At 38.2% G+C, this 21,456-nt stretch carries 14 protein-coding genes; 7 read left to right on the top strand and 7 right to left on the bottom strand.

Annotation, left to right across the window (positions count from 1 at the left end; translation table 11 throughout):
• Window position 1 precedes the first annotated feature (1 nt).
• Both G4D63_RS16795 and G4D63_RS16790 read right to left on the bottom strand, forming a co-directional pair.
• Window positions 2–793, bottom strand: coding sequence for an ABC transporter permease (locus G4D63_RS16795; RefSeq protein WP_163180836.1), 792 nt, complete (start codon window positions 791–793; stop codon window positions 2–4).
• Complete coding sequence (locus G4D63_RS16790) at window positions 786–1,799, bottom strand: ABC transporter ATP-binding protein (protein WP_163180835.1); 1,014 nt, start codon at window positions 1,797–1,799, stop codon at window positions 786–788. Before G4D63_RS16790 ends, G4D63_RS16795 begins: the two co-directional genes overlap by 8 nt.
• 626 nt (window positions 1,800–2,425) lie before the next feature.
• Here G4D63_RS16790 and G4D63_RS16785 point away from each other — a divergent pair.
• The 3 genes from G4D63_RS16785 to G4D63_RS16775 all read left to right on the top strand — a co-directional run bounded on the left by G4D63_RS16785 (window position 2,426) and on the right by G4D63_RS16775 (window position 9,723).
• Window positions 2,426–3,721: a glutamate-1-semialdehyde 2,1-aminomutase gene (locus G4D63_RS16785; RefSeq protein ID WP_163180834.1), complete on the top strand. Its 1,296-nt coding sequence runs from the start codon at window positions 2,426–2,428 to the stop codon at window positions 3,719–3,721.
• A gap of 295 nt (window positions 3,722–4,016) precedes the next feature.
• Window positions 4,017–8,489: a glutamate synthase-related protein gene (locus G4D63_RS16780; protein WP_163180833.1), complete on the top strand. Its 4,473-nt coding sequence runs from the start codon at window positions 4,017–4,019 to the stop codon at window positions 8,487–8,489.
• Between the two features lie 154 nt (window positions 8,490–8,643).
• A complete protein-coding gene (locus G4D63_RS16775; protein WP_163180832.1) occupies window positions 8,644–9,723 on the top strand; it encodes an FUSC family protein in 1,080 nt (359 codons plus the stop codon).
• 86 nt (window positions 9,724–9,809) lie between these two features.
• On the opposite strand, the gene G4D63_RS16770 is transcribed toward G4D63_RS16775, so the two are convergent.
• From G4D63_RS16770 to G4D63_RS16755, 4 genes are all read right to left on the bottom strand, one after another.
• Window positions 9,810–11,204 carry an aldehyde dehydrogenase gene (locus tag G4D63_RS16770; RefSeq protein WP_163180831.1) on the bottom strand — a complete coding sequence of 465 codons (1,395 nt, stop codon included), beginning with the start codon at window positions 11,202–11,204 and terminating at the stop codon, window positions 9,810–9,812.
• A 168-nt stretch (window positions 11,205–11,372) separates the two neighbouring features.
• Window positions 11,373–12,170, bottom strand: a complete 798-nt coding sequence (gene zupT / locus G4D63_RS16765) for a zinc transporter ZupT (RefSeq protein ID WP_163180830.1) — start codon at window positions 12,168–12,170, stop codon at window positions 11,373–11,375.
• Window positions 12,171–12,318: 148 nt separating this feature from the next.
• Window positions 12,319–13,143: an undecaprenyl-diphosphate phosphatase gene (locus G4D63_RS16760; RefSeq protein ID WP_163180829.1), complete on the bottom strand. Its 825-nt coding sequence runs from the start codon at window positions 13,141–13,143 to the stop codon at window positions 12,319–12,321.
• A gap of 567 nt (window positions 13,144–13,710) precedes the next feature.
• Window positions 13,711–15,300 (bottom strand): glutathione ABC transporter substrate-binding protein, encoded by a 1,590-nt coding sequence (locus G4D63_RS16755; RefSeq protein ID WP_163180828.1) that lies wholly within the window; start codon window positions 15,298–15,300, stop codon window positions 13,711–13,713.
• A 359-nt stretch (window positions 15,301–15,659) separates the two neighbouring features.
• On the opposite strand from G4D63_RS16755, the gene nikC reads away from it, so the two are divergent.
• Genes nikC through G4D63_RS16735 form a run of 4 tightly spaced genes read left to right on the top strand, consistent with a single transcriptional unit; the run spans window position 15,660 to window position 19,537 of the window.
• Window positions 15,660–16,559 carry a nickel transporter permease gene (gene nikC, locus G4D63_RS16750; protein ID WP_163180827.1) on the top strand — a complete coding sequence of 300 codons (900 nt, stop codon included), beginning with the start codon at window positions 15,660–15,662 and terminating at the stop codon, window positions 16,557–16,559.
• 21 nt (window positions 16,560–16,580) lie between these two features.
• Window positions 16,581–17,504 (top strand): ABC transporter permease, encoded by a 924-nt coding sequence (locus G4D63_RS16745; RefSeq protein WP_163180826.1) that lies wholly within the window; start codon window positions 16,581–16,583, stop codon window positions 17,502–17,504.
• Window positions 17,505–17,520: 16 nt separating this feature from the next.
• Window positions 17,521–18,528, top strand: a complete 1,008-nt coding sequence (locus tag G4D63_RS16740) for an ABC transporter ATP-binding protein (RefSeq protein WP_163180825.1) — start codon at window positions 17,521–17,523, stop codon at window positions 18,526–18,528.
• Window positions 18,521–19,537, top strand: a complete 1,017-nt coding sequence (locus G4D63_RS16735) for an ABC transporter ATP-binding protein (RefSeq protein WP_163180824.1) — start codon at window positions 18,521–18,523, stop codon at window positions 19,535–19,537. The genes G4D63_RS16740 and G4D63_RS16735 overlap by 8 nt, the downstream gene beginning before the upstream one ends.
• 46 nt (window positions 19,538–19,583) lie before the next feature.
• Here G4D63_RS16735 and G4D63_RS16730 read toward each other — a convergent pair whose 3' ends face one another.
• The gene (locus tag G4D63_RS16730) at window positions 19,584–21,332 is read right to left on the bottom strand and encodes an ABC transporter ATP-binding protein (RefSeq protein ID WP_163180823.1); all 1,749 of its coding nucleotides are present in this window, start codon (window positions 21,330–21,332) and stop codon (window positions 19,584–19,586) included.
• Between the last annotated feature and the right edge of the window lie 124 nt (window positions 21,333–21,456).

Genomic DNA, 21,456 nt, shown 5'->3' with positions numbered 1-21,456 from the left:
ATTAGCCCCCCTGTATGATGAGCTGTTTTTTTGCTAAGATCCACAAAAGCTGAATCGGAATAATTAATAGTAGTGACCACATTCCTTGAATTAGTAATGCATTTACTAACTCTGATCCCTTGAATGCCTCTGTAAAGATCATGCTCGGAATATAACTGATTGCTTGAAATGGAAAATACCCCATAATTTCTTGAGCCCATAATGGATAAAAACTTATCGGAAGAAGCAGACCAGAAAACAAGTCAATCACTACACGTTTAGCCCGAATTAACCCATCGTTATTAAATAGGAAGAAAGTGGTAATACCTGCTAATAAATTGATTTGTGTATTGATAATAAAACTAAAGATAATCGAGATAAAAAAGCTAATCCATATAATGAGGTTAGTAGAAAAATTCAAAGGGAAAAATAAGCTTACGATGAACATTCCTGGAACGGAAAAGAACAGCAATCTAAAAATCCCCTCACCTAGTGCCTGCATCATCTTCATTCGCAAATAATGATAAGGACGAATAAGCTCTATCGCTACTTTCCCTTCCTTAATTTCCGTTGCAATCTCTCTATCAATATTATTAAAGTAAAATGCTCTTGCCATCCACGCAACGGCTATATAGGTTGTCATTTGGATAATACTTAAGCCTTGAATCGTTCCTTTATCTCCATAGATTGCACTCCATAGAAAATAATAGGCTCCGATATTGATGCTATAAATTAAGATGCCACTATAGTAGTTCGTTCTGTATGCTAGCATCATTAAAAAACGAATTCTAATCATTTCTATATACTTAGCCATGATGAATTCCCTCTTCATAGATGTTTCGAATAATTTCCTCGGTCGAAGTCTCCTTAATATGAAGGTCTCGGATCTGGTAGTGAGAGACAATTTTGGAAATGAGGTCTGAGATGACTTTTTCATCATCCTCTACCGACGCAATCCATACATTCTCTCGCTCCCCTTTTGCCCAAGCAACAGTATGCCCGACACTCATATTCGATAACTCCTCCGAGTTTACAGTTCTTGTAAATTCAAATTGAATCTGTTTTCCCTCGACCCAGTTAGCTCGGAGCTGCTTGAGTGAACCATCATAAATGATACTTCCTTCATCAAGCATGACTACACGTTCACACAGTGCTTCAATGTCAGTTAAATCATGAGTCGTTAACAGAATCGTCGTTTTGTATTTTTCATTCATTTCCTTGAGAAATCTACGAATTTTCATTTTGACTAACACATCTAACCCTATTGTTGGCTCATCAAGAAATAAAAGCGTCGGTTTATGTATTAACGCTGCCGCAAGCTCACATCTCATTCGCTGACCAAGCGAAAGCTTTCTAACTGGTTTATCCAGTAGATGGCCGATATCAAGCGTTTCAATCACATGATCCATATGCTCTTTATAGTCCTCATCCGATACATGATACACCTTTTTCAATAGTCTAAATGACTCCTGAACGGCAATATCCCACCAAAGCTGTGAACGCTGTCCAAACACCACTCCGATTGTCTTAACAAACTTTTCTCGCTCTTTGTGTGGATTCATACCATTCACTATAATTTCGCCACTAGTCGGTGTAAGGATTCCAGTAAGCATCTTAATGGAAGTTGATTTACCCGCTCCATTTTCACCTATGTACCCAACCATTTCCCCTTCATTCACTTGAAACGATATGTCCTTCACAGCTGCAAGCACCTTATAATTTCGAGTAAATAAATCTCTAAATGCCCCCTTCAACCCAGATCGACTGGAATAGGACTTAAATTCTTTTCTAAGCTCTTTAACCTCTATGATTGCACTCATAATATCCTCCATTAAACAGCTTTATTTTTTTTTTGCTATCCGTAAATAGGCAGTCTTCGTTCCAGAACACTCGCGTTCCGCGGGCGGTTGGGGAGCCTCCTCGTCGCTATCGCTCCTGCGGGGTCTCCCCTAAACCGCTTCTCCCGCAGGAGTCTCGCGTTCCTCCACTTCGACTGCTGGATAAAATATAGAACTTATTTTCATACTTTTAGCTTACATCTTAGTTACATCATTTTAGTTTAAGAGATTTTCCTTTGTATCACAACCAGAAACCCTTTTGTTATTAATTGAAACTCCTTTTATAAGGCTCTTATTGAAGAGTTAATTTGTTAAAACCCCGAGTTGATTGGAGCGAAAGGCACTCGACTCCTGCGGGACATAGAGGGAACCGCGAGACCCCGCAGGCGAAGTCGAGGAGGCTCACGTCCCTCCCCGCGGAAAGCGAGTGCCTGTAGCGGAAATCAACGGACCTAATTAAATTTAGATTCTTTGTTATAGGTAAGAGGCTCACAACATTCAATCATGAACCACCACCATATTAACTTCCCTCCCAAAGCAAAGTTTTATAAAAGAAAGCAACGTGGTAAGATGGGTAATGATATGGATTGATACAGGAGGCAGTTTTGATGATACGTGAAAAATCAGAAGCAATACATAAAGAGGCACTTCAGCATATAGTCGGAGGTGTTAACAGCCCATCTCGTTCTTTTAAAGCCGTTGGTGGTGGTTCGCCTGTTGTTATGGCTCGGGGAAAAGGTGCGTATTTTTGGGATGTTGATGGTAATAAATATATAGATTATCTTGCGGCATATGGTCCTATTATAACCGGACATGCCCACCCACATATAACAGAAGCAATTATACGTGCTGCTGAGAACGGGGTGTTATACGGAACACCCACAGAGCATGAAGTAAAGTTTGCGAAGCTTCTAAAGGAAGCTATGCCAAATATGGATCAAGTGCGATTTGTGAACTCTGGTACAGAGGCAGTAATGACCACCATAAGAGTTGCAAGAGCTTATACAGGCAGAGATAAGATTATTAAATTTGAAGGATGTTATCACGGTCATTCAGATTTAGTTCTTGTTGCAGCAGGCTCAGGGCCTTCGACTTTAGGAACTCCAGATTCAGCAGGTGTACCAAAAAGCATTGCCAACGAAGTGATCACTGTTCCCTTTAATGACATACAACCATATAAAGAAGCACTAGAAAAATGGGGAGATCAAATCGCAGCAGTTCTAGTGGAGCCGATTGTTGGAAACTTTGGTATTGTAGAACCTAAAGAGGGCTTTCTAGAGGAAGTAAACAGACTCACTCACGAAGCTGGTGCACTCGTTATATATGATGAAGTTATAACGGCGTTTCGATTTATGTATGGAGGGGCACAGGATCTGTTACGGGTAAAGCCAGACCTAACAGCACTTGGGAAAATAATCGGAGGCGGCCTTCCAATAGGTGCTTACGGTGGGAAAAAGGAAATTATGGAACAGGTTGCCCCACTTGGACCCGCTTATCAAGCAGGAACCATGGCAGGAAATCCGGCATCTATTCTATCTGGAATTGCCTGCTTGGAAGTGTTAAAGCAGGACGGAGTATATGAACAGTTAGATCGTTTAGGAGCAATTCTTGAAGAAGGAATTTTGCAGCAAGCAGCAAAATATAATATCCAAATCACCATAAACCGTTTAAAAGGTGCGCTCACTATTTATTTCTCTGATGAAAAAGTTGTGAATTATAAGCAAGCCGAAGGTAGTAATGGAGAAATTTTTGCAAAGTTCTTCAACCTGATGTTGGATCAAGGAATCAATCTTGCACCTTCTAAATATGAAGCATGGTTTCTCACTATTGCTCATACAGAAGAAGATCTCCAACAAACAATCGAAGCAGTTGGGACTGCTTTCAAAGAACTTCAAAACGAATAAATATTCATTAATATACAATAAAAACTAGCTTGAAGCCCAAGCTAGTTTTTATTTATGTATATTGAAAACGTTTACATTAAAGGTTTTTTATCAACAAGGAAAAATTAGTTAAAATTACTTTACTCATAAAAATGAATAATAATTGAATTTTATTAATATGTTTGATAATATAGTATATACAATTCTGAAAATTTATAATTAGCACATTATTCTTGCTTACTTTGATTGTAAATCTCAAAAATTATAGATTTGCTGTACAAATTCCAAGGAGGTGACGGCCTAACGGCCTATAACTATGACAAAAAAATGGAATCCGAACTCCTTTAAGAACTATCATTTACACGAACATGATGCGTGTGGAATCGTCTCCATCATGGAGAAAAAACAAATTCCTACAAAAGAAAATATTGAGTTATGTATTTCTGCACTTGTAACCATGAATCATCGTGCTGGCTTCACTAATGGAGAGGGCGATGGTGTTGGTATACACATTGATATACCTAGAGAGCTTTGGGAAGATAAGCTATCTAACAAGGGTATAAATTCTGCAGTTGTACATGACGAACAATTTACAGTTGGTCATTTTTTTGTGTCAAAAGATGCAAATCAAGAGCAAGTTAAAAAGAATATAAAAAAGTTACTTACTGACGCCAAGCTTACAATCGTATATGAAAATGATGAAGTGACAAACTCCGCTGCGTTAGGTCCCATCGCATCCCAACAGGAACCGTTATTCTGGCAGGTTGGATTAGTTCCTGAAGAAAAAAATGAAAACCTATCCAAGCTACTATTTAATCTAACCATCCAAATTGAAGGTGATGACCATGTTCATGTGGCTTCACTAAGTAATTTCCATAGCGTTTATAAAGTAATGGGTGCGGGTGATATTCTCCCTAAGTACTATCACGATCTTGCAAGTCCATTGGCCAAGTCTTCTATGACTCTAGGACATAATCGCTATTCAACTAACACACTCTCAAACTTCTTCCGCGTTCAGCCATTTAGTGTTCTTGGTCACAATGGTGAAATTAACACTATTGCTAAATTAAGAGATGAAGCACAGATGCTTGGTATCCCGATCACGAAAGATGGCAGTGATTCACAGGACTTAAATAGAACCGTTGAGGCCCTTTTAGCTCAGCATGGCTATTCTTTATTTGAAGCACTAGATATTTTATTCCCACCGATCGTGAATGAGATCAAAGCCTATCCTGAACATTTACAAGACTTATATGTTTACTTAAGAGAAGCATGGGGTCATTTTTCACAAGGACCTGCAGGAATTATTTCTAGGTATCAGGATGAGGCTGCTTTTAGTCTAGATTCACTAGGGTTAAGACCTCTTTGGCAACTAGAAACAGAAACATCCTACTTATTCTCATCAGAGCCAGGAATCATCCCTTCATCTGAATATACAAATGAACCTAAACCACTATCACCTGGTGAAAAGGTAGGTTTGAAGTATGTAGATGCAGAAATGAAAGTATATCATTATGCTGAATTCCAACAGGAAGTACATGAGCGTTTTAAAAAGCGTGTAGATTTCGAAGGATATCGTCTGCGCTTACAGTCACCTTCACTTGAAAAGAATGTAACGGTAAAAACGATGTCTAAGGTCCAAAGCAATCAATATTCTGCTTATGGTTGGGACCGCGAGCACATTCAATTGATTGAACAAATGGCGGAAAAAGGTGCTGAACCGATCCGTTCACTTGGCCACGATGCCCCATTAGCCGCTATTGATTCTGGACGCAGAAACTTAGCCGACTTCATTAAGGAAAGCGTAGCGGTTGTAACAAACCCTGCTATTGACCGCGACCGTGAAACAGAGCATTTCTCCACGAGAATGATGCTCGGTAAGCGACCTTCTTTATTTGAAAAGCATGCACCACAGCTATTCTTAGAGTTACAGTCTCCTATCTTAGTAGAAGGTGCTCAAGGATATAAACTAAAAGAAGAATTAGCCCAGCCATCCTACGACCAAGTTGTTCATGAATTCCGTAAAAATGAACTAGCCTATTATTTAGAAATCACTTTTACTGAGAATGAGTCAGTAAAAGAAGCGTTGTCTCGCTTAGCGACTGAAGCAACTGAAGCTGTAAGAAACGGCTGTACATTGCTCATTTTAGACGATGGAAAATCTCATCAAAGCGGCAAGCTATGGCTTGATCCTCACTTAGTCGTTTCTTCAATTGATCATGCTTTAATTGGAGATAACCTAAGAAGAGACTGTTCTTTACTTTTACGTTCAGGATCAATTCGCTCGTTGCATGATGCCATTCTTGCACTAGGATTAGGAGCAGATGCACTTAGTCCATATCTATTATTTGCAACGGTAAGTGAAGAAGATAACTTCCTACCAATTAAGAATCTATTTGACTCTTTAAACAAAGGACTTGAAAAAGTTATCTCAACAATTGGTATTCATGAACTTAGAGGCTACGGTCGATTATTTTCTTCTATCGGCTTAAACGAAGAAATTGCTGTTGCACTTCGAATTGTGAATTTCTTTGGCTCTGAATCATTAGGCTTTAATTTTGAACTAATGAAGGAAGATGCGATTAAGCGTAGTGAAGATTTCAATGATGATCATGCTAGAGCAGGAAAGACATTCCACATCTTCCCTAGAATTTGGAAGGCAATTGGTGATGTTGCTCAAACTGGCTCGTACGATGATTATCGTAAAAAGCTTACTGAACAAGAAGAATCGAACCCAATTAGCATTCGTCACTTAACTAGCTTTAAGGAAGCACAAAAGCCCGCCTCTCCAGATAAGGTCAATTTATCTGTTGGAGAGCATAACCTACCGTTTGTGATTAGCTCGATGTCCTTCGGTTCACAAAACGAGATTGCTTTCCGTGCCTATGCAGAAGCTGCTGAACAATTAAACATGGTCAGCTTAAATGGTGAAGGTGGAGAGATTAAGGATATGTTAGGTAAATATTCTAAAACTCGTGGACAGCAAATTGCGTCAGGACGTTTTGGAGTAAATGCTGAGCTTTTAAACTCGTCAAACCTGCTTGAAATTAAGATTGGTCAAGGAGCAAAACCTGGAGAAGGCGGTCACTTACCTGGATCAAAAGTAACCCAGAAGGTTGCTGATGCTCGTAATGCAACACTTGGTTCAGACCTAATTTCACCATCAAATAACCATGATATTTATTCAATTGAAGATCTGGCTCAAATGATTGCAGAATTAAAAACTGCCAACGATCAGGCAAAGGTTGCTGTAAAGGTACCAGTTGTTCCAAATATCGGAACAATCGCAGTGGGTATTGCTAAGGCTGGTGCTGACATTATCACAATCAGTGGTTTTGATGGTGGTACTGGGGCAGCAAGAATTCACGCCTTACAATATGTAGGATTACCTGTTGAAATTGGTGTGAAAGCTGCACATAATGCTTTACTTGAAGCTGGAATTCGAAATAATGTTGAAATTTGGGCAGATGGCGGAATTAGAAGTGTGTCTGACGTTTTAAAGGTCATGCTACTCGGAGCTAATCGCATTGGCTTTGGTACTTTATCCATGATTGCAATCGGCTGTACAACTTGTCGTGGCTGTCACTTAGACACCTGTCATGTTGGTATTGCGACTCAGATTGAATCAGAAGCACAAGCAAAGGAACACGGCTTAAGAAGATTTGTTCCTCGTGAGGCTGACAAAGCGGTTCAAGGATTAGTTAATCTATTTACAGCTTTTGGAAATGAACTAAAGCAACTATCTGCAAATCTTGGCTTTACAAATGTGCAAGATTTGGTGGGACGTTCTGATTTATTAGAGCAAACAAAAGGTCTAGAACAAATGGATCTGTCTACTCTATTAACTACACTTGAGGTTGGGCAATTTAATCAGAAAGAAGTTGCTGCAAGTATTGAAGAAACTAGCTTAGCAGTCGCAGTTGGTGCAGAATATTTAGACCAAAATGTGAGCGAGCTAACTAAATCAAGAGAATTCTCGGCTGTCACTTCAGAACAACGTGTTCTAGGAAGCCGTGTATCTTGTCACCGAGTTCGTGGAAGACTGGATGGTTCTTACAAAAAGCTTCCTGCCATTTCTTTAAAATACAAAAATGGCTCTATTCCAGGTAACGGTTTAGGTGCTTATAATAGTGAAGGAATTACCATTCGAGTTGAAGGTGGTTCACAGGATGGCACTGGTAAAACATCATTTGGTGGAAACATCCACATTCTAAAATCTAGAGGTAAAGATGGTAAGCTTTATAACGGTTCTGTAGGTAAAGGCTTTGGCTATGGTGCTCAAAAAGGGCAGTTATTTGTTCAAGGTAACGCAGATGCTCGTGCAGGAATTCGTTTATCAGGTGCAGACATGATTATTGGTGGACACGTAACTAGACCGATTCCGGAGCAGGAATATGGAAATATCGGTGTTCATGCCAATATTAAAGGCTTTGCATTTGAATACATGACCAATGGCCGTGGTCTTGTAATGGGAGATCCAGGTCCATGGATTTGTGCAGGTATGACAGGTGGAACCGTTTATCTACGTCATGATGCAGCTCTTGGATTAACAAAAGAAACACTTTCTAAGAGAATTGCAAAAGGTGCGAAGGTATCAATTAATCCACTATCTAAAAAGGGTATTGAGGATGTAAAAGAGCTACTAACTTCTTATATTGAGGTTCTTAAAGAACATCAGCAATGGGAAGAAGTTAAGTATTTACAACCATTATTAGAAAACCCTGAGGAAAACTTCTTGCAAGTTGTTCCTATGAAAGAGCAAGCTGATCCAGCTGTATCAACAGAATAATATTCTAACCTCTGCAGAGGATGACTGCAGAGGTTTTTTCACGTTAATAAGATTTCATGTCACTAATTCCTTGCACTTCCTTCTTCCTTCCATCACAATAATGTTTATGGAACCTTTAAAAGGTGAATTATGGTAGTAAGGAGGTCGTATCTTCATGAAAATCGGAGGTCGTATTTTAAAAACAGGAATCGCCGTTGCTCTCTCCTTATATATAGCACATTTATTGGAGCTTCCTTCTGCTTCCTTTGCTGGAATTGCTGCTGCTTTTGCTATTCAGCCTTCCATTTATAGATCTTATCAGTCTGTAATCGATCAATTCCAAGCCAATATCATTGGTGCATTTTTCGCCATTTTATTTACTTTATTATTCTCAAATAGCCCTGTTATCATTGGGGTAACCGTAATGGTTGTCATTGGGATTACATTAAAGCTAAAACTAGAGAGCACAATCCCACTAGCTGTTGTTACGATTATTGCAATTATGGAATCACCTACTGAACAGTTTATTGAATTTGGCCTTATTCGATTTGGTACGGTTATATTGGGAGTATTATCTGCCTTTGTAGTCAACTTATTGTTTTTCCCACCCAAATACGAAACGAAGTTGTATTATCAGGTTGTGGATACAACAGAGGAAATTATAAAGTGGATTAGAATCAACACAAGAAACGCATCAGGACATATTGAGTTAAAAGAAGAAATTGATAAACTGAAGGATCGATTAACAAAGCTTGACCAGCTGTTTTCCTTTTACAAGGAGGAGAGTTCTCGCTTTGAAAAAAAGAAAAAGAAATATGCAAAGACAAGGAAGCTTGTGCTATTCCGACAAATGTTAGTAACAACTAATCAAGCCTTCGAAACACTTAAACGTCTGCATCGTCTTGAAAATGATATACACCACATGTCAAAGGACTTTCAAGACTTGTTAAAGACCGAGCTGGACACTTTATCATCAGCACATGAGCAATTATTGTTACAGTTTATTGGTAAAGTTAAATCGCATATCCCAGTTATGGAAGAAAAGGTTGCGTACCATCAATCAGATTTACTACAAGATTACATCCATCAGTATACTTCACAGGATGAAGAACAAATCCAGGAGGCGACACAGTTGTTTCCATTAGTCTCAATGGTCCTAGAATATAGAAGTCATCTAGGCCACCTTGAGAAGCTTCTAGACAGCTTCCAGACTTATCATACCGAGTCAAACGAAGTAGAAGTGGAAGGTAAGTAGGAGATAATGCATGAGTACATGAAAAGAAGCTAATCACCTAGTTCTTAGGGATTAGCTTCTTTTACTATTACTTTTTATAGCGAAACCTACTTTAAGAATCTTTTAATAAGCGCTAATTTCCGATCCGTATACGGCGGTAATAATAACGTGAGATTACTGCCACTATTTTTCTTAAGCACGCTCTTTTCATGGGAAAAGGTGGTGAAACTATAATGCCCATGATACGCACCCATCCCAGATGCTCCCACACCACCAAAGGGCAATTCCGGATTCCCCAAATGTGTTAATGTATCATTCACACAAACTCCACCAGAGGAGATTTCATTTAGTACCTTCTCCTCTATTCCTTGATCAGCTGTAAATAAATACAGTGCAAGGGGCTTTGAATGGTTCTTAATGATTTTAATCGCATCGTCTATGTTCTTATACGTCAGGATTGGGAGCAAGGGTCCAAATATCTCTTCGGACATAGTAGCAGAATCAGGTGAAGCTTCTATCAAGGTTGGCTCTATATACCTTGTGTCAGGATTCGTATTCCCTCCAAAAATGATGCCTTCTTTATCTTTTTCAAGCATGTCTACTAATCGATTAAAGTGCCTTGCAGTGACGATTCTTCCATAGTGCTTACTTTCTTCAACCGTTTCACCATAGAAGGTATTTATGGTCTCTTTTAATTCAGAGATCAGTTCATCTTTGATTGACTCGTGAATTAATAAATAGTCAGGCGCAACACAGGTTTGTCCAGAATTAACACATTTCCCCCACATAATCCTTGAGGCAGCTGCCTTAATATCAGCTGTTCGATCTACAATGACTGGGCTTTTTCCACCTAACTCTAATGTTACTGGTACCAGATTTTTAGCAGCTGCCTCCATTACAATCTTTCCTACAGGAATACTACCAGTAAAGAAGATATAGTCAAAAGGAGCATGAATAAGCGATTGGTTTGTTTCAATTCCTCCTTCTATTGTACGAATATAATTATCATCAAAAGTAGAGTGGATCATCTCGGATATAACAGCTGAAACATTTGGTACTAACTCAGAAGGCTTTAATACTGCACAATTCCCTGCTGCAATGGCACCTACAAGCGGCTCAATCAGAAGCTGAAAAGGGTAATTAAAAGGCGATATAATTAGAACGGTACCATATGGCTCATAGATAATCTGGCTCTTGCCTGGTTGAAAGTGTAAAGGAGTTTTAACACGCTTAGTTTTCATCCAAGATTTTAGGGATTTCATTGTATGGGTGATCGTCTTTAGAACAAAGCCTACTTCTGTTGTATAGGTTTCAAATGGATGCTTCCCTAGATCCTGTTGAAGGGCTTCTGTTATTTTCCCCTCGTATTTGATAATACTATCCTTCAGCTTTTGTAGCTGAGACAAGCGAAACTCGATTCCTCTTGTTTGATGGGATTCAAAAAAAGCCTGATGCTCTTTCAGTATTTCTTCCACTTCAACTACGCTATATTCTTTACTCATCTAGGACAACTCCCGATATGTATTTATTAATTCTATTCTTATACAAGACTCTGAAAATAACAAGTGTTAACTAAATCCAGACTTAAAGAACGATTCTTATTAGATAAACAAAGGCGAAAATTCCCCTACGAATTCACGCCTATAATCCATAGCATTAAATTTCAATATTCAGATAAATAAAAGTAAACTAACAGCCATAACAGCCATTCCACCGATTACACCATAAATTGATAAATGCGCTTCATCGTATTGCTTTGCAGCTGGTAGTAATTCATCCAGTGAGATAAATACCATGATTCCTGCAACTGCAGCAAAAATTATTCCAAACATCACATCATTTAAGTAAGGCATTAAGATCAAATAAGCAACTACTGCTCCAACGGGTTCAGATAAGCCAGATAAGAATGAAAGTTTGAATGCCTTCTTCTTATCTCCTGTTGCAAAATAGACAGGGACTGAAACCGCAATTCCCTCAGGTATATTATGAATGGCTACTGCCACCGCAATAGCGATTCCTATGGAGGGATCTTGTAATGTAGCCGTAAACGTTGCAATTCCTTCTGGGAAGTTATGAATTGCAATCGCTAGCGCAGTAAATGAACCCATTTTTAATAAGTCAGGATTTCTCGGTTTATTCATATCCTCTACTTTCTTTACTTCGTGAGGATTACCTTGTTTCGGTATAAATTTATCAATCAACGCTATTAATAACATTCCCGAGAAAAAGCCCGCAACTGTCATCCAATTCCCCGGACCCACACCCATTGCAGATACTAGTGAATCCTGTGCTTTCACAAAGATTTCAACCATGGACACATATATCATGACACCTGCAGAGAAGCCAAGAGATATTGATAAAAACTTCGTATTTGTAGTTGATGTGAAGAATGCCAGGATACTCCCGACTCCAGTTGCTAGACCAGCCATTAATGTTAATGAAAAAGCTAATAATAAGTTTTCAGTCAATTTACTTCCCTCCCGCTTCACAATATATGTAGAATGACTAAAAAGTGATAATATATTTTAAAAATGTTAAATAATTCAGTTATTTCTACAATAATAGCACACCCTTATGAAAAGGTGTGCTATTATTCATAGTATTTTATATCTTCGATTAAAAGAAAACGACGTATACGACAGCTGCTAATATAATTCGGTAAATAGCAAACGGTGTAAGCTTGATTCTATGAATTAATTTTAGGAAGAACCTTACAGACACATAAGCAAAAATAAAGGCACTAATAAAACCAGCAGCCAAGAATGGGAACGCATCAGGTGTGAAATACTCCCAATTTTTAAGTAGTGATAGAGCACTTGCTCCTAACATAATCGGTACAGCCATAATAAAGGTGAAATCAGCAGCAGCACGATGACTCATACCAAGTATTACTCCACCAGAAATCGTAGAACCTGAACGAGAAAAACCTGGCCATAGTGCTATACACTGAAACAGCCCTATTAGAAATGCTTGCTTATAGGTTACTTGATCAACCGATTCTACTTTTGGAGTCTTTGAGCTTAGACGATCTGCTATGATCATTAAGATTGCTCCTGCAACTAAACCAATTAGCACCGTATTCATAGAGAATAGGTATTCATCAATATAATCCTCAAACAAGAATCCAAGAATAATGGCTGGTATTAACCCAACAATTACCTTCATTAAGCCTAAACGGCCCTCTTGATTTCTATTTAAGTTCTCCTTTAATGGAAGAAGTTCGAAAAAACGACGCCAAAGAACAATTACAACAGCAAGAATAGAACCAAGCTGTATCACGACCTTAAATGTATTAGCTACTTCTTCGGAATATAACTCCTTCGAGTTAAGCCAAATGTCATCTACTAAGATCATATGACCTGTAGAGGATACGGGTGCGAATTCAGTTAAACCCTCAACAATACCTAAAATAATTGCAACAATAATACCCCATAAATCCATGAACATTCCCCTAGCTTTCATATGGTTTATAATACTTGTTATCTACATGATCATTGTCGATCGGGAGTGGCTTCATCCCTCATTGAAAGAGAATAAATACTCCTCAAACTCTTACCTATTATAACAAGCTATTTAATAAATTTCACTTGCTTATTTTTTTGATATATTCAGATGCATACAATAATGATGAAATTGATTGTCTATGTGTAAATGAGTGATTTATTATTTGGAAGAAAAACTATTAAGAGAGGCAAAATAGAGGATATAAAGCTTAAACTAAGTAGTAATCAACGACTATACATTGAATTCAACTATGCATGGTTTAAAAGTATTCAAAAAAACATGCTCTATTGGCAATTTGCGTAAGATCTGAACTAATTACGTAAACTAGCCCATGAATTGCGTAATTTCAGGACTAATTGTTCAACAGTATCCATTAATTGCGTGTAATACCATAATCATTGCGTATTCCACAATCCCTTTATCAAAGCTTCCTCAACATAAGTGACTTTATCCTTAAACAAAAAGAACCCCCATCTATAATCAGATGGGGGTTCTAACACTTAATTACTTCGCTAATTGAACATCCTTGAAGAATGGAGTTCCACTGAAGTTTACGAATAATCCTGAAGCTACACCATTTGAACCATAGATGAAGTCAGGGTGTTGTAGGTAAACCATTGGAGCTTCTTCAACTAGAATTTCTGAAACTTCTTTGTATGCTTCGTCACGCTTAGCTTGATCAGCTTCTTGACGAGCAAGGTCTAGTAATTCGTCAACTCTTGTATTTGTGTAGAATGAACGGTTACCAGGTGAACCATGTTGTGAAGAATGGAATAATGCATATAGACCGTAGTCTGCATCAGCTGTTACTGTAGTCCATCCTAAGATGAATAGTTCATGCTCTCCAGCACCAGTCTTTTCTAAGAATGCACCCCACTCAATGATTTCGATTGAAACATCGATACCAAGTGGAGCTAATTGAGCTTGAATTAATTCAGCCATATCAGCACGCTCTTTGTTACCGTCGTTAACCATTAAAGTAGTTTTGAATCCATCAGCAAAACCAGCTTCAGCTAGTAGAGCTTTTGCAGCATCCACATCATAAGCAAGTGGAGTTAAACCTTGGTAGTTACCAACAACTGTTGGAGCAAGTGGTCCAACTGCAGGAACACCTTGACCATCTAAGATACCGTTAACGATATCATCTTTGTTAATAGCCATAGAGATTGCTTGACGAACTTTTAAGTTATCAAAAGGCTTTACATTCATGTTGAATCCTAAGTAGTCCATACGAGTTCCGCGAACACTTGTAAGTTCAACTGTGTCGATACCTTCCATGTAAGTAACATCAGAAGATCCAACTTGGATAACGTGAGCTTCACCAGTTTCTAACATTGCGTTACGAGTTGCTTGCTCTGGAACAGTTACAAAGCTCATAGTTTCAACTTTAGCTTTTTCTCCCCAGAAATCTTCGTTTCTTTCGAACTTGATTTCAGCACCTGGGCTCCAAGAAACAAACTTGAATGGACCAGAACCGATTGGATTGTCGTTAACTTTCTTACCACCACTGTTTTCTTCTTCAATAGCAGAAGGAGCAATGATTGAACCTGCATTATGTGCTAAGTGAGCAGGAAGTGGAGCGAACGGGAATTTTGTTTTGATGTGAACAGTATAGTCATCCACAACAACCACTTCAGTAATCATGTTAAGTACAACTGCACGTGGTGATGCAAATTCAGGGTCAAGAATACGCTCTAACGTCATTTTTACTGCTTCAGCAGTAAAATCAGTTCCGTCATGGAACTTTACACCTTCACGTAATTTGAATTCCCAAGTAGTATCATCAATTGCATTAAATTCAGTTGCTAACATCGGAACAACTGATCCGTCTTCAGCGTAATCAGTTAAACGATCAAAGATTTGAGATGTTGCATTAGTTGTAGCTGTATCGTTCATACCATGTGGATCTAGTGTTGGTGCATCTTGAGAGATAACGAATACTAGGTTTCCACCTTCTACAGCAGCTTCTTCAGAACCACTGTCAGTGCCTTCGTTTCCTTCAGCACCTTCTTCAGCAGTGTCTCCGCCACTACATGCAGCTAATGCTAATACTAACATTAGTAGTAAAGCTAGAAATAAATTCTTTGCCTTCATTATGTTGACCCCCTATATACTTTTCTACTTTTACTTACAAATGTAATAATAATGCAAAAATTGAAAAAACACAATACATTTTTAATTTTTGTGTAACAAACTGGTAACTTTAATGAAACATTCATAATATTTCCTCTTTAGCAATAATTATTCTTAATATGCTCTATATTATAGGAAGAAATACGTTTAAAAGCTAAAAATCTCCTTTATAACTACTTTTCTAATTATTTTCCAATAATATTCTATATATTTCAAAAAGTAATCTATTGTAATATGTTAGTATTCTAGCTATCATATAATTTGGTGTTCTATTAATTTTAAGTAAATTTGCTTTACAAATAGAAAGGATGAGATAAAGCATGAGTCAACCACAACTTCAAACAAATGCAGTAGCTCCTGTGAAGCCATACAATGCAAAAGCTGCTCGTACAAAAGCATTCTATAAAAAGCTTGCTAAAAACAAAGCAGCTTTAGCAGGTGGTTTCATCGTTGTATTATTTACCTTATTAGCAATATTCGCGCCAGTTATTGCTCCTCACGATCCTATACACATAGAGATCACAAAAAAGCTTGAGGGTCCTTCTGCTGAACACTGGTTAGGAACTGATGACAAAGGACGTGACATTCTTAGTAGACTTCTATATGGAGCGAGAATCTCTCTAACAGTTGGAGTTCTTTCTACAGTGCTTGGTGCTTTTGTAGGGATTGTACTTGGTATTGTAGCAGGCTATTATGGAGGACGAATTGATTCCTTCATTATGAGAATAACTGACGTACTATTAGCTTTCCCTGGTATCTTACTAGCACTAGCAATTGTAAGTGTGTTGGGAGCTAGTACGGTCAACGTAATTATAGCCGTTGCATTCTTCGCGGTACCAACATTTGCGCGTATTGTTCGAGGATCAACACTAAGTGTTAAAAAACTCGAATATATTGATGCTATTCGTGCGATGGGTTCAAGTGATTTCAGAATCATCTTTAAGCATATTTTACCAAATATTGTCTCACCTATTATTGTACAGGCAACACTTTACATTGCATCCGCAATCATTACAGCCAGTGCACTTTCGTTCCTTGGAATGGGTACACAGCCACCCGATCCTGAATGGGGTACGATGCTAAGTCAAGGTCGTTCATATGTAGCTCAAGCGCCACATATCACTCTATTCCCAGGTATTGTTATTTTAATTGTTGTAATCGGCTTTAATCTATTTGGTGATGGCTTACGAGATGCGCTAGATCCTAAGACAAAAAACTAACATTAAGAAGGTGAGAATAAAATGTTAATATACATTATCCGAAGGTTATTCCAAACCATTCCCGTTATGCTTGGAGTTACTCTTGCTGTATTCCTAATGATGCATTTAATTCCTGGTGATGCTGCAAAAATCATGGCCGGTGAAAATGCCGATGAAGCACAAATAGAACAAATGAGAGAGAATCTGGGCCTAAACGATCCGTTATATGAACAATATTTCCGTTATGTAGGAAACGCGATTCAAGGTGATTTAGGAAATTCCATCCGTACAAATCGTTCTGTAACAGAAGAAATTTTTACTGAGCGTTTTTGGATTACGGTTCAGTTAGCCTTTATTGGTACAGGATTAGCTGTGATTATCGGTTTAATTGCTGGGATCATTTCTGCTACTAGAAAGTATTCAATTGCTGATGTTTCATTAATGATATTTGCTTTATTTGGTCTATCCATGCCTAATTTCTGGCTTGGAATTATGTTAATTTACTTCTTCGCAGTTGACTTAAAAATGTTACCTGTTGCAGGCTGGGGAACTTGGGAGCATATGATCTTACCAGCGATTACTTTAGGTACTGGTGGTGCAGCGATTATTGCTCGTATGACACGTTCTAGTATGTTAGAAGTAGTTAATCAAGACTTTATCCGTACCGCTTATGCAAAAGGTGTAAGTGATAAATTAGTTATTTATAAGCATGCATTACGAAATGCTTTAATTCCTGTAGTAACTGTAGTTGGTCTTCAATTCGGTGGTTTACTAGGTGGAGCTGTTATCACAGAAACAGTATTCGCAATCAACGGTCTAGGACGTTTAATTATCGATTCGATCCGTGCACATGACTTCCCAATGGTTCAAGGTACTATCTTAGTTTGTGCGGTTCTATTCGTTATTGTAAACTTCATCGTTGATATCTTGTACCGCTTAATTAACAAGCGAATCGACTTAAACTAAGGGGACGGTGAAAATAATGACAGAAAAAATATTAGAAGTTAAAGACTTAAGAACCTCTTTCTTTACTGATGAAGGTGAAGTTAAAGCAGTTGATGGTGTTGACTTTTCAATCGAAAAAGGAAAGACAGTTGGAATCGTTGGTGAATCTGGATCTGGAAAAAGTATCACTTCCTTATCTATTTTAAGACTTCTTCAAGAGCCAGTTGGTAAGGTTGTTGGCGGTGAAATTTTATTTAAAGGTGAAAACCTATTAGATAAATCTAAAAAAGATATGATGAAAATCCGTGGAAATAACATTTCAATGGTATTCCAAGAGCCGATGACATCATTGAATCCAACGTTAACCTGTGGTGAGCAGATTGCTGAATCGGTTCGTATTCACCAAAAGTTAAATCGTAAAGATGCTTGGGCTAAAGCTGTTGAGATGCTTCGCCTTGTTGGTATTCCTTCACCAGAAAAACGCGCTAAGCAATATCCATTTGAACTTTCAGGTGGTATGCGTCAACGTGTTATGATCGCGATTGCGTTAGCCTGTAATCCGGAGCTTTTAATTGCTGATGAGCCTACAACAGCTCTAGACGTTACAATTCAAGCTCAAATTTTAGACTTAATGAAGAAATTACAAGAAGAACTAGGTACTTCTTTAATGTTAATCACGCATGACCTTGGTGTTGTAGCTGAAATGTGTGACAAGGTTGCTGTCATGTATTGCGGAAAAATTGTTGAGTATGCAGATGTTAAAACTATTTTCACCAATCCAAAGCATCCATATACAATCGGTCTATTAAACTCTGTACCAAAGCATGATCGTGATTACGAAGGTGACTTATCTGTAATTGAAGGGTCTGTACCAAGTCCATTTAATTTACCGAAAGGCTGTCGTTTCGCACCTCGTTGTCCACATGCAAGAGCAATTTGTCAGTCAGAGCTACCTAACCTAGAAACTCTAGAAGATGGAGACCAAGTTAGATGTTGGATTCATACTGAGAAATGGGAAAAAGAGGAGGTAGGGGCACATGAGTAAAAAGCCTTTATTAGAAGTTAAAAATCTAAAGCAATACTTCCCTATCACTGGTGGTATCTTTGGCAGAACGGTTAATCATGTTAAAGCGGTAGATGACGTTAGTTTTGAAGTATATGAAGGTGAAACGGTAAGTATCGTTGGAGAATCAGGCTGTGGAAAATCGACTACAGGTCGTGCCATTCTTCGTCTAGATAACCCAACTTCAGGAGAAATAAATTTCGAAGGTGAAGACCTTCTTGCACTAAGCAAGTCTAAGATGAGAAAAAAGCGTAAGGATCTACAAATCATTTTCCAGGATCCTTATGCTTCATTAAACCCTCGTCAAACAGTAAGTCAAATTTTAGAAGAAGCGCTTGAAATACAAAATGTCGTTCCAGCTAAGGAGCGCCGTCAAAAGATTGTTGAACTACTTGAAACAGTTGGTATTGGTGCACACCAAATTGACCGTCATCCGCATGAATTTAGTGGTGGACAACGTCAACGTGTTGGTATCGCTCGTGCTTTATCTGTTGATCCAAAGCTTATTATTTGTGATGAAGCAGTTTCTGCCCTTGACGTATCGATTCAAGCACAGGTTTTAAACCTTTTAAAAGAATTACAACGTGATTTTAAGTTAACGTACCTGTTCATTTCTCATGACCTTGGTGTAGTACGTCATATATCAGATCGTATTATTGTTATGTATCTAGGAAAAATTGTTGAGATTGCTGATAAGAAGTCTTTATTTGAGAACCCTCAACATCCATATACAAGAGCATTACTTTCTGCGATTCCAAGTACAAATATCCTGGAAGAGAAGAAAGAACGTATTATCTTACAAGGAGATGTTCCGTCTCCAATTGACCCACCAACAGGTTGTCGCTTCCATACTCGTTGCCCGTTTGCAACGGAGAGATGTCAAATTGAAGAACCTAAGCTACAAAAATTAAGCAGTGAAACACATCAAGTAGCTTGTCATTTAATTGAAGAAGGACCTGTTGACTACTCTAAAATGGTAGCGAACTACTAAAAAAGCAACACCCGTTATGTCACTGCATAACGGGTGTTTTTTTGTGCTATTTTTCTAATTGTTGTATAGAGAATAGATCATAATAATAGCCTTTTTCTTTCATCAGCAGATCATGAGAACCTACTTCTTTAATCTCACCGTGATCTAACAATACAATCTTATCTGCATGTGTAATCGTTGAGAGACGATGTGCAACAACACATGTAGTTCTATTTTTAGAAAGCAGTGTTAATGACTCTTGTATGAGATGCTCACTCTCTAAATCTAGAGCAGAGGTGGCTTCATCCAGTAGGAGGATAGGTGGATTCTTTAAAAACACTCTAGCAATCGAAATACGCTGCTTTTGTCCTCCAGATAGCTTTACCCCTCTTTCTCCTACTTTCGTGTCATAGCCCTCTGGTAATTCCATAATAAAGTCATGTGCATTGGCTGCCTTAGCTGCCTCAATCACTTCTTCGTCTGTTGCATGAGGATTACCCATTAATATATTAAATTTAACGGAGTCACTAAAGAGAATCGAGTCCTGTAATACAATGCCGATTTGATCACGTAAGGAACGGACTTGTAAATCACGAATGTCAACTCCATCAAGCTTGATTACTCCCTCTGTTACATCATAAAAGCGTGGTATTAGACTAACCAGGGTTGATTTTCCTCCGCCACTCATTCCCACAAAGGCAACCGTTTCTCCTTGGTTCATATCCAGTGTAATACTTTTTAGAACCGGGAGTTCCTCTTCTGCATATTTGAACGATACATTCTCAAAGGATAATTTCCCATCTACTTTCGTTAACGCTTTTGCAGACGGAGAATCTTCAATATCATATTTTTCATCTATAAACTCGAATACGCGGTCCATAGAGGCTACTGCTTGAGTTAATGTAGTTGATGAATTTACAAGTCTTCTTAACGGACTATACAATCGATCTATATAGGCAATAAAAGCAACCATCGTCCCAATTTTAATATCACCTAAGATGACCTGATAGCTTGCATAACCAATAACTAGTAACGGGGCAACATCAGTTATTGTGTTTACGACTGCGAATGTTTTAGCATTCCATTTTGTATGCTCTAAGGCTTTTGTTAAAAAGTTTTGGTTTTGTACTGCAAATTCTTTTTGTTCATGATCCTCTAAAGCAAAACCTTGTATGATTGGAATTCCTTGTACCCTTTCATGTAAATGCCCTTGTACATTTGCCAGTGCCTGTGAACGAACTCTCGTTAACATCCTCAGTCTACTGTAAAAATATTTGACTGATAGCCCATAGAACGGGAACAAAAGAACAGCTACAATCGTTAATGAAACGTCCATGGTTAACATGATGACGATTGCTATCACAATTGTAATTAAATCGAGCCATACATTCATAAGTCCGGTGATCACGAATGTTTTCGTTTGTTCCACATCATGAATGACCCTTGAAATAACCTCCCCTACCCGTGTGTTTGAATAAAAACGCAGGCTTAGCTTTTGAAGGTGAGTGAAGAGTTGATCACGAATATCATATAGAATTTTACTTCCGACCCACTGGGCGTAATACTGCCGGATGTATTCAATTGGTGGCCTCAAAACCACAAATAGAAAAAACGCAGCACCCATGATAAGGAGAAGCTGATCTATCTTTTCCTCTCTGGTTAAGGTTTCTCCGTTAATCACATCATCGATTAAATATTGTAATAACAGTGGAATCAATAACGGAATGGTAAATTTGACCACACCAATTAAAATTGTAAAAACAATTTTCCATTTATACGGTTTTACAAAGACTAAATAACGTTTCATACTATTCATTAAAACACCACATTTCCAGCTTCTCTTTATAGTAGTTTCTGTTAAAGCACCGTGTTTCTATAACAAATCCTACAATTTCTCTCTCCACAACCCAAAAAACCTGTTGAACTAATTATCAACAGGT

The organism is Bacillus mesophilus, from assembly GCF_011008845.1.
Lineage (GTDB): Bacteria > Bacillota > Bacilli > Bacillales > SA4 > Bacillus_BS > Bacillus_BS mesophilus.
This window is presented reverse-complemented; position numbering and strand designations above follow the sequence as displayed.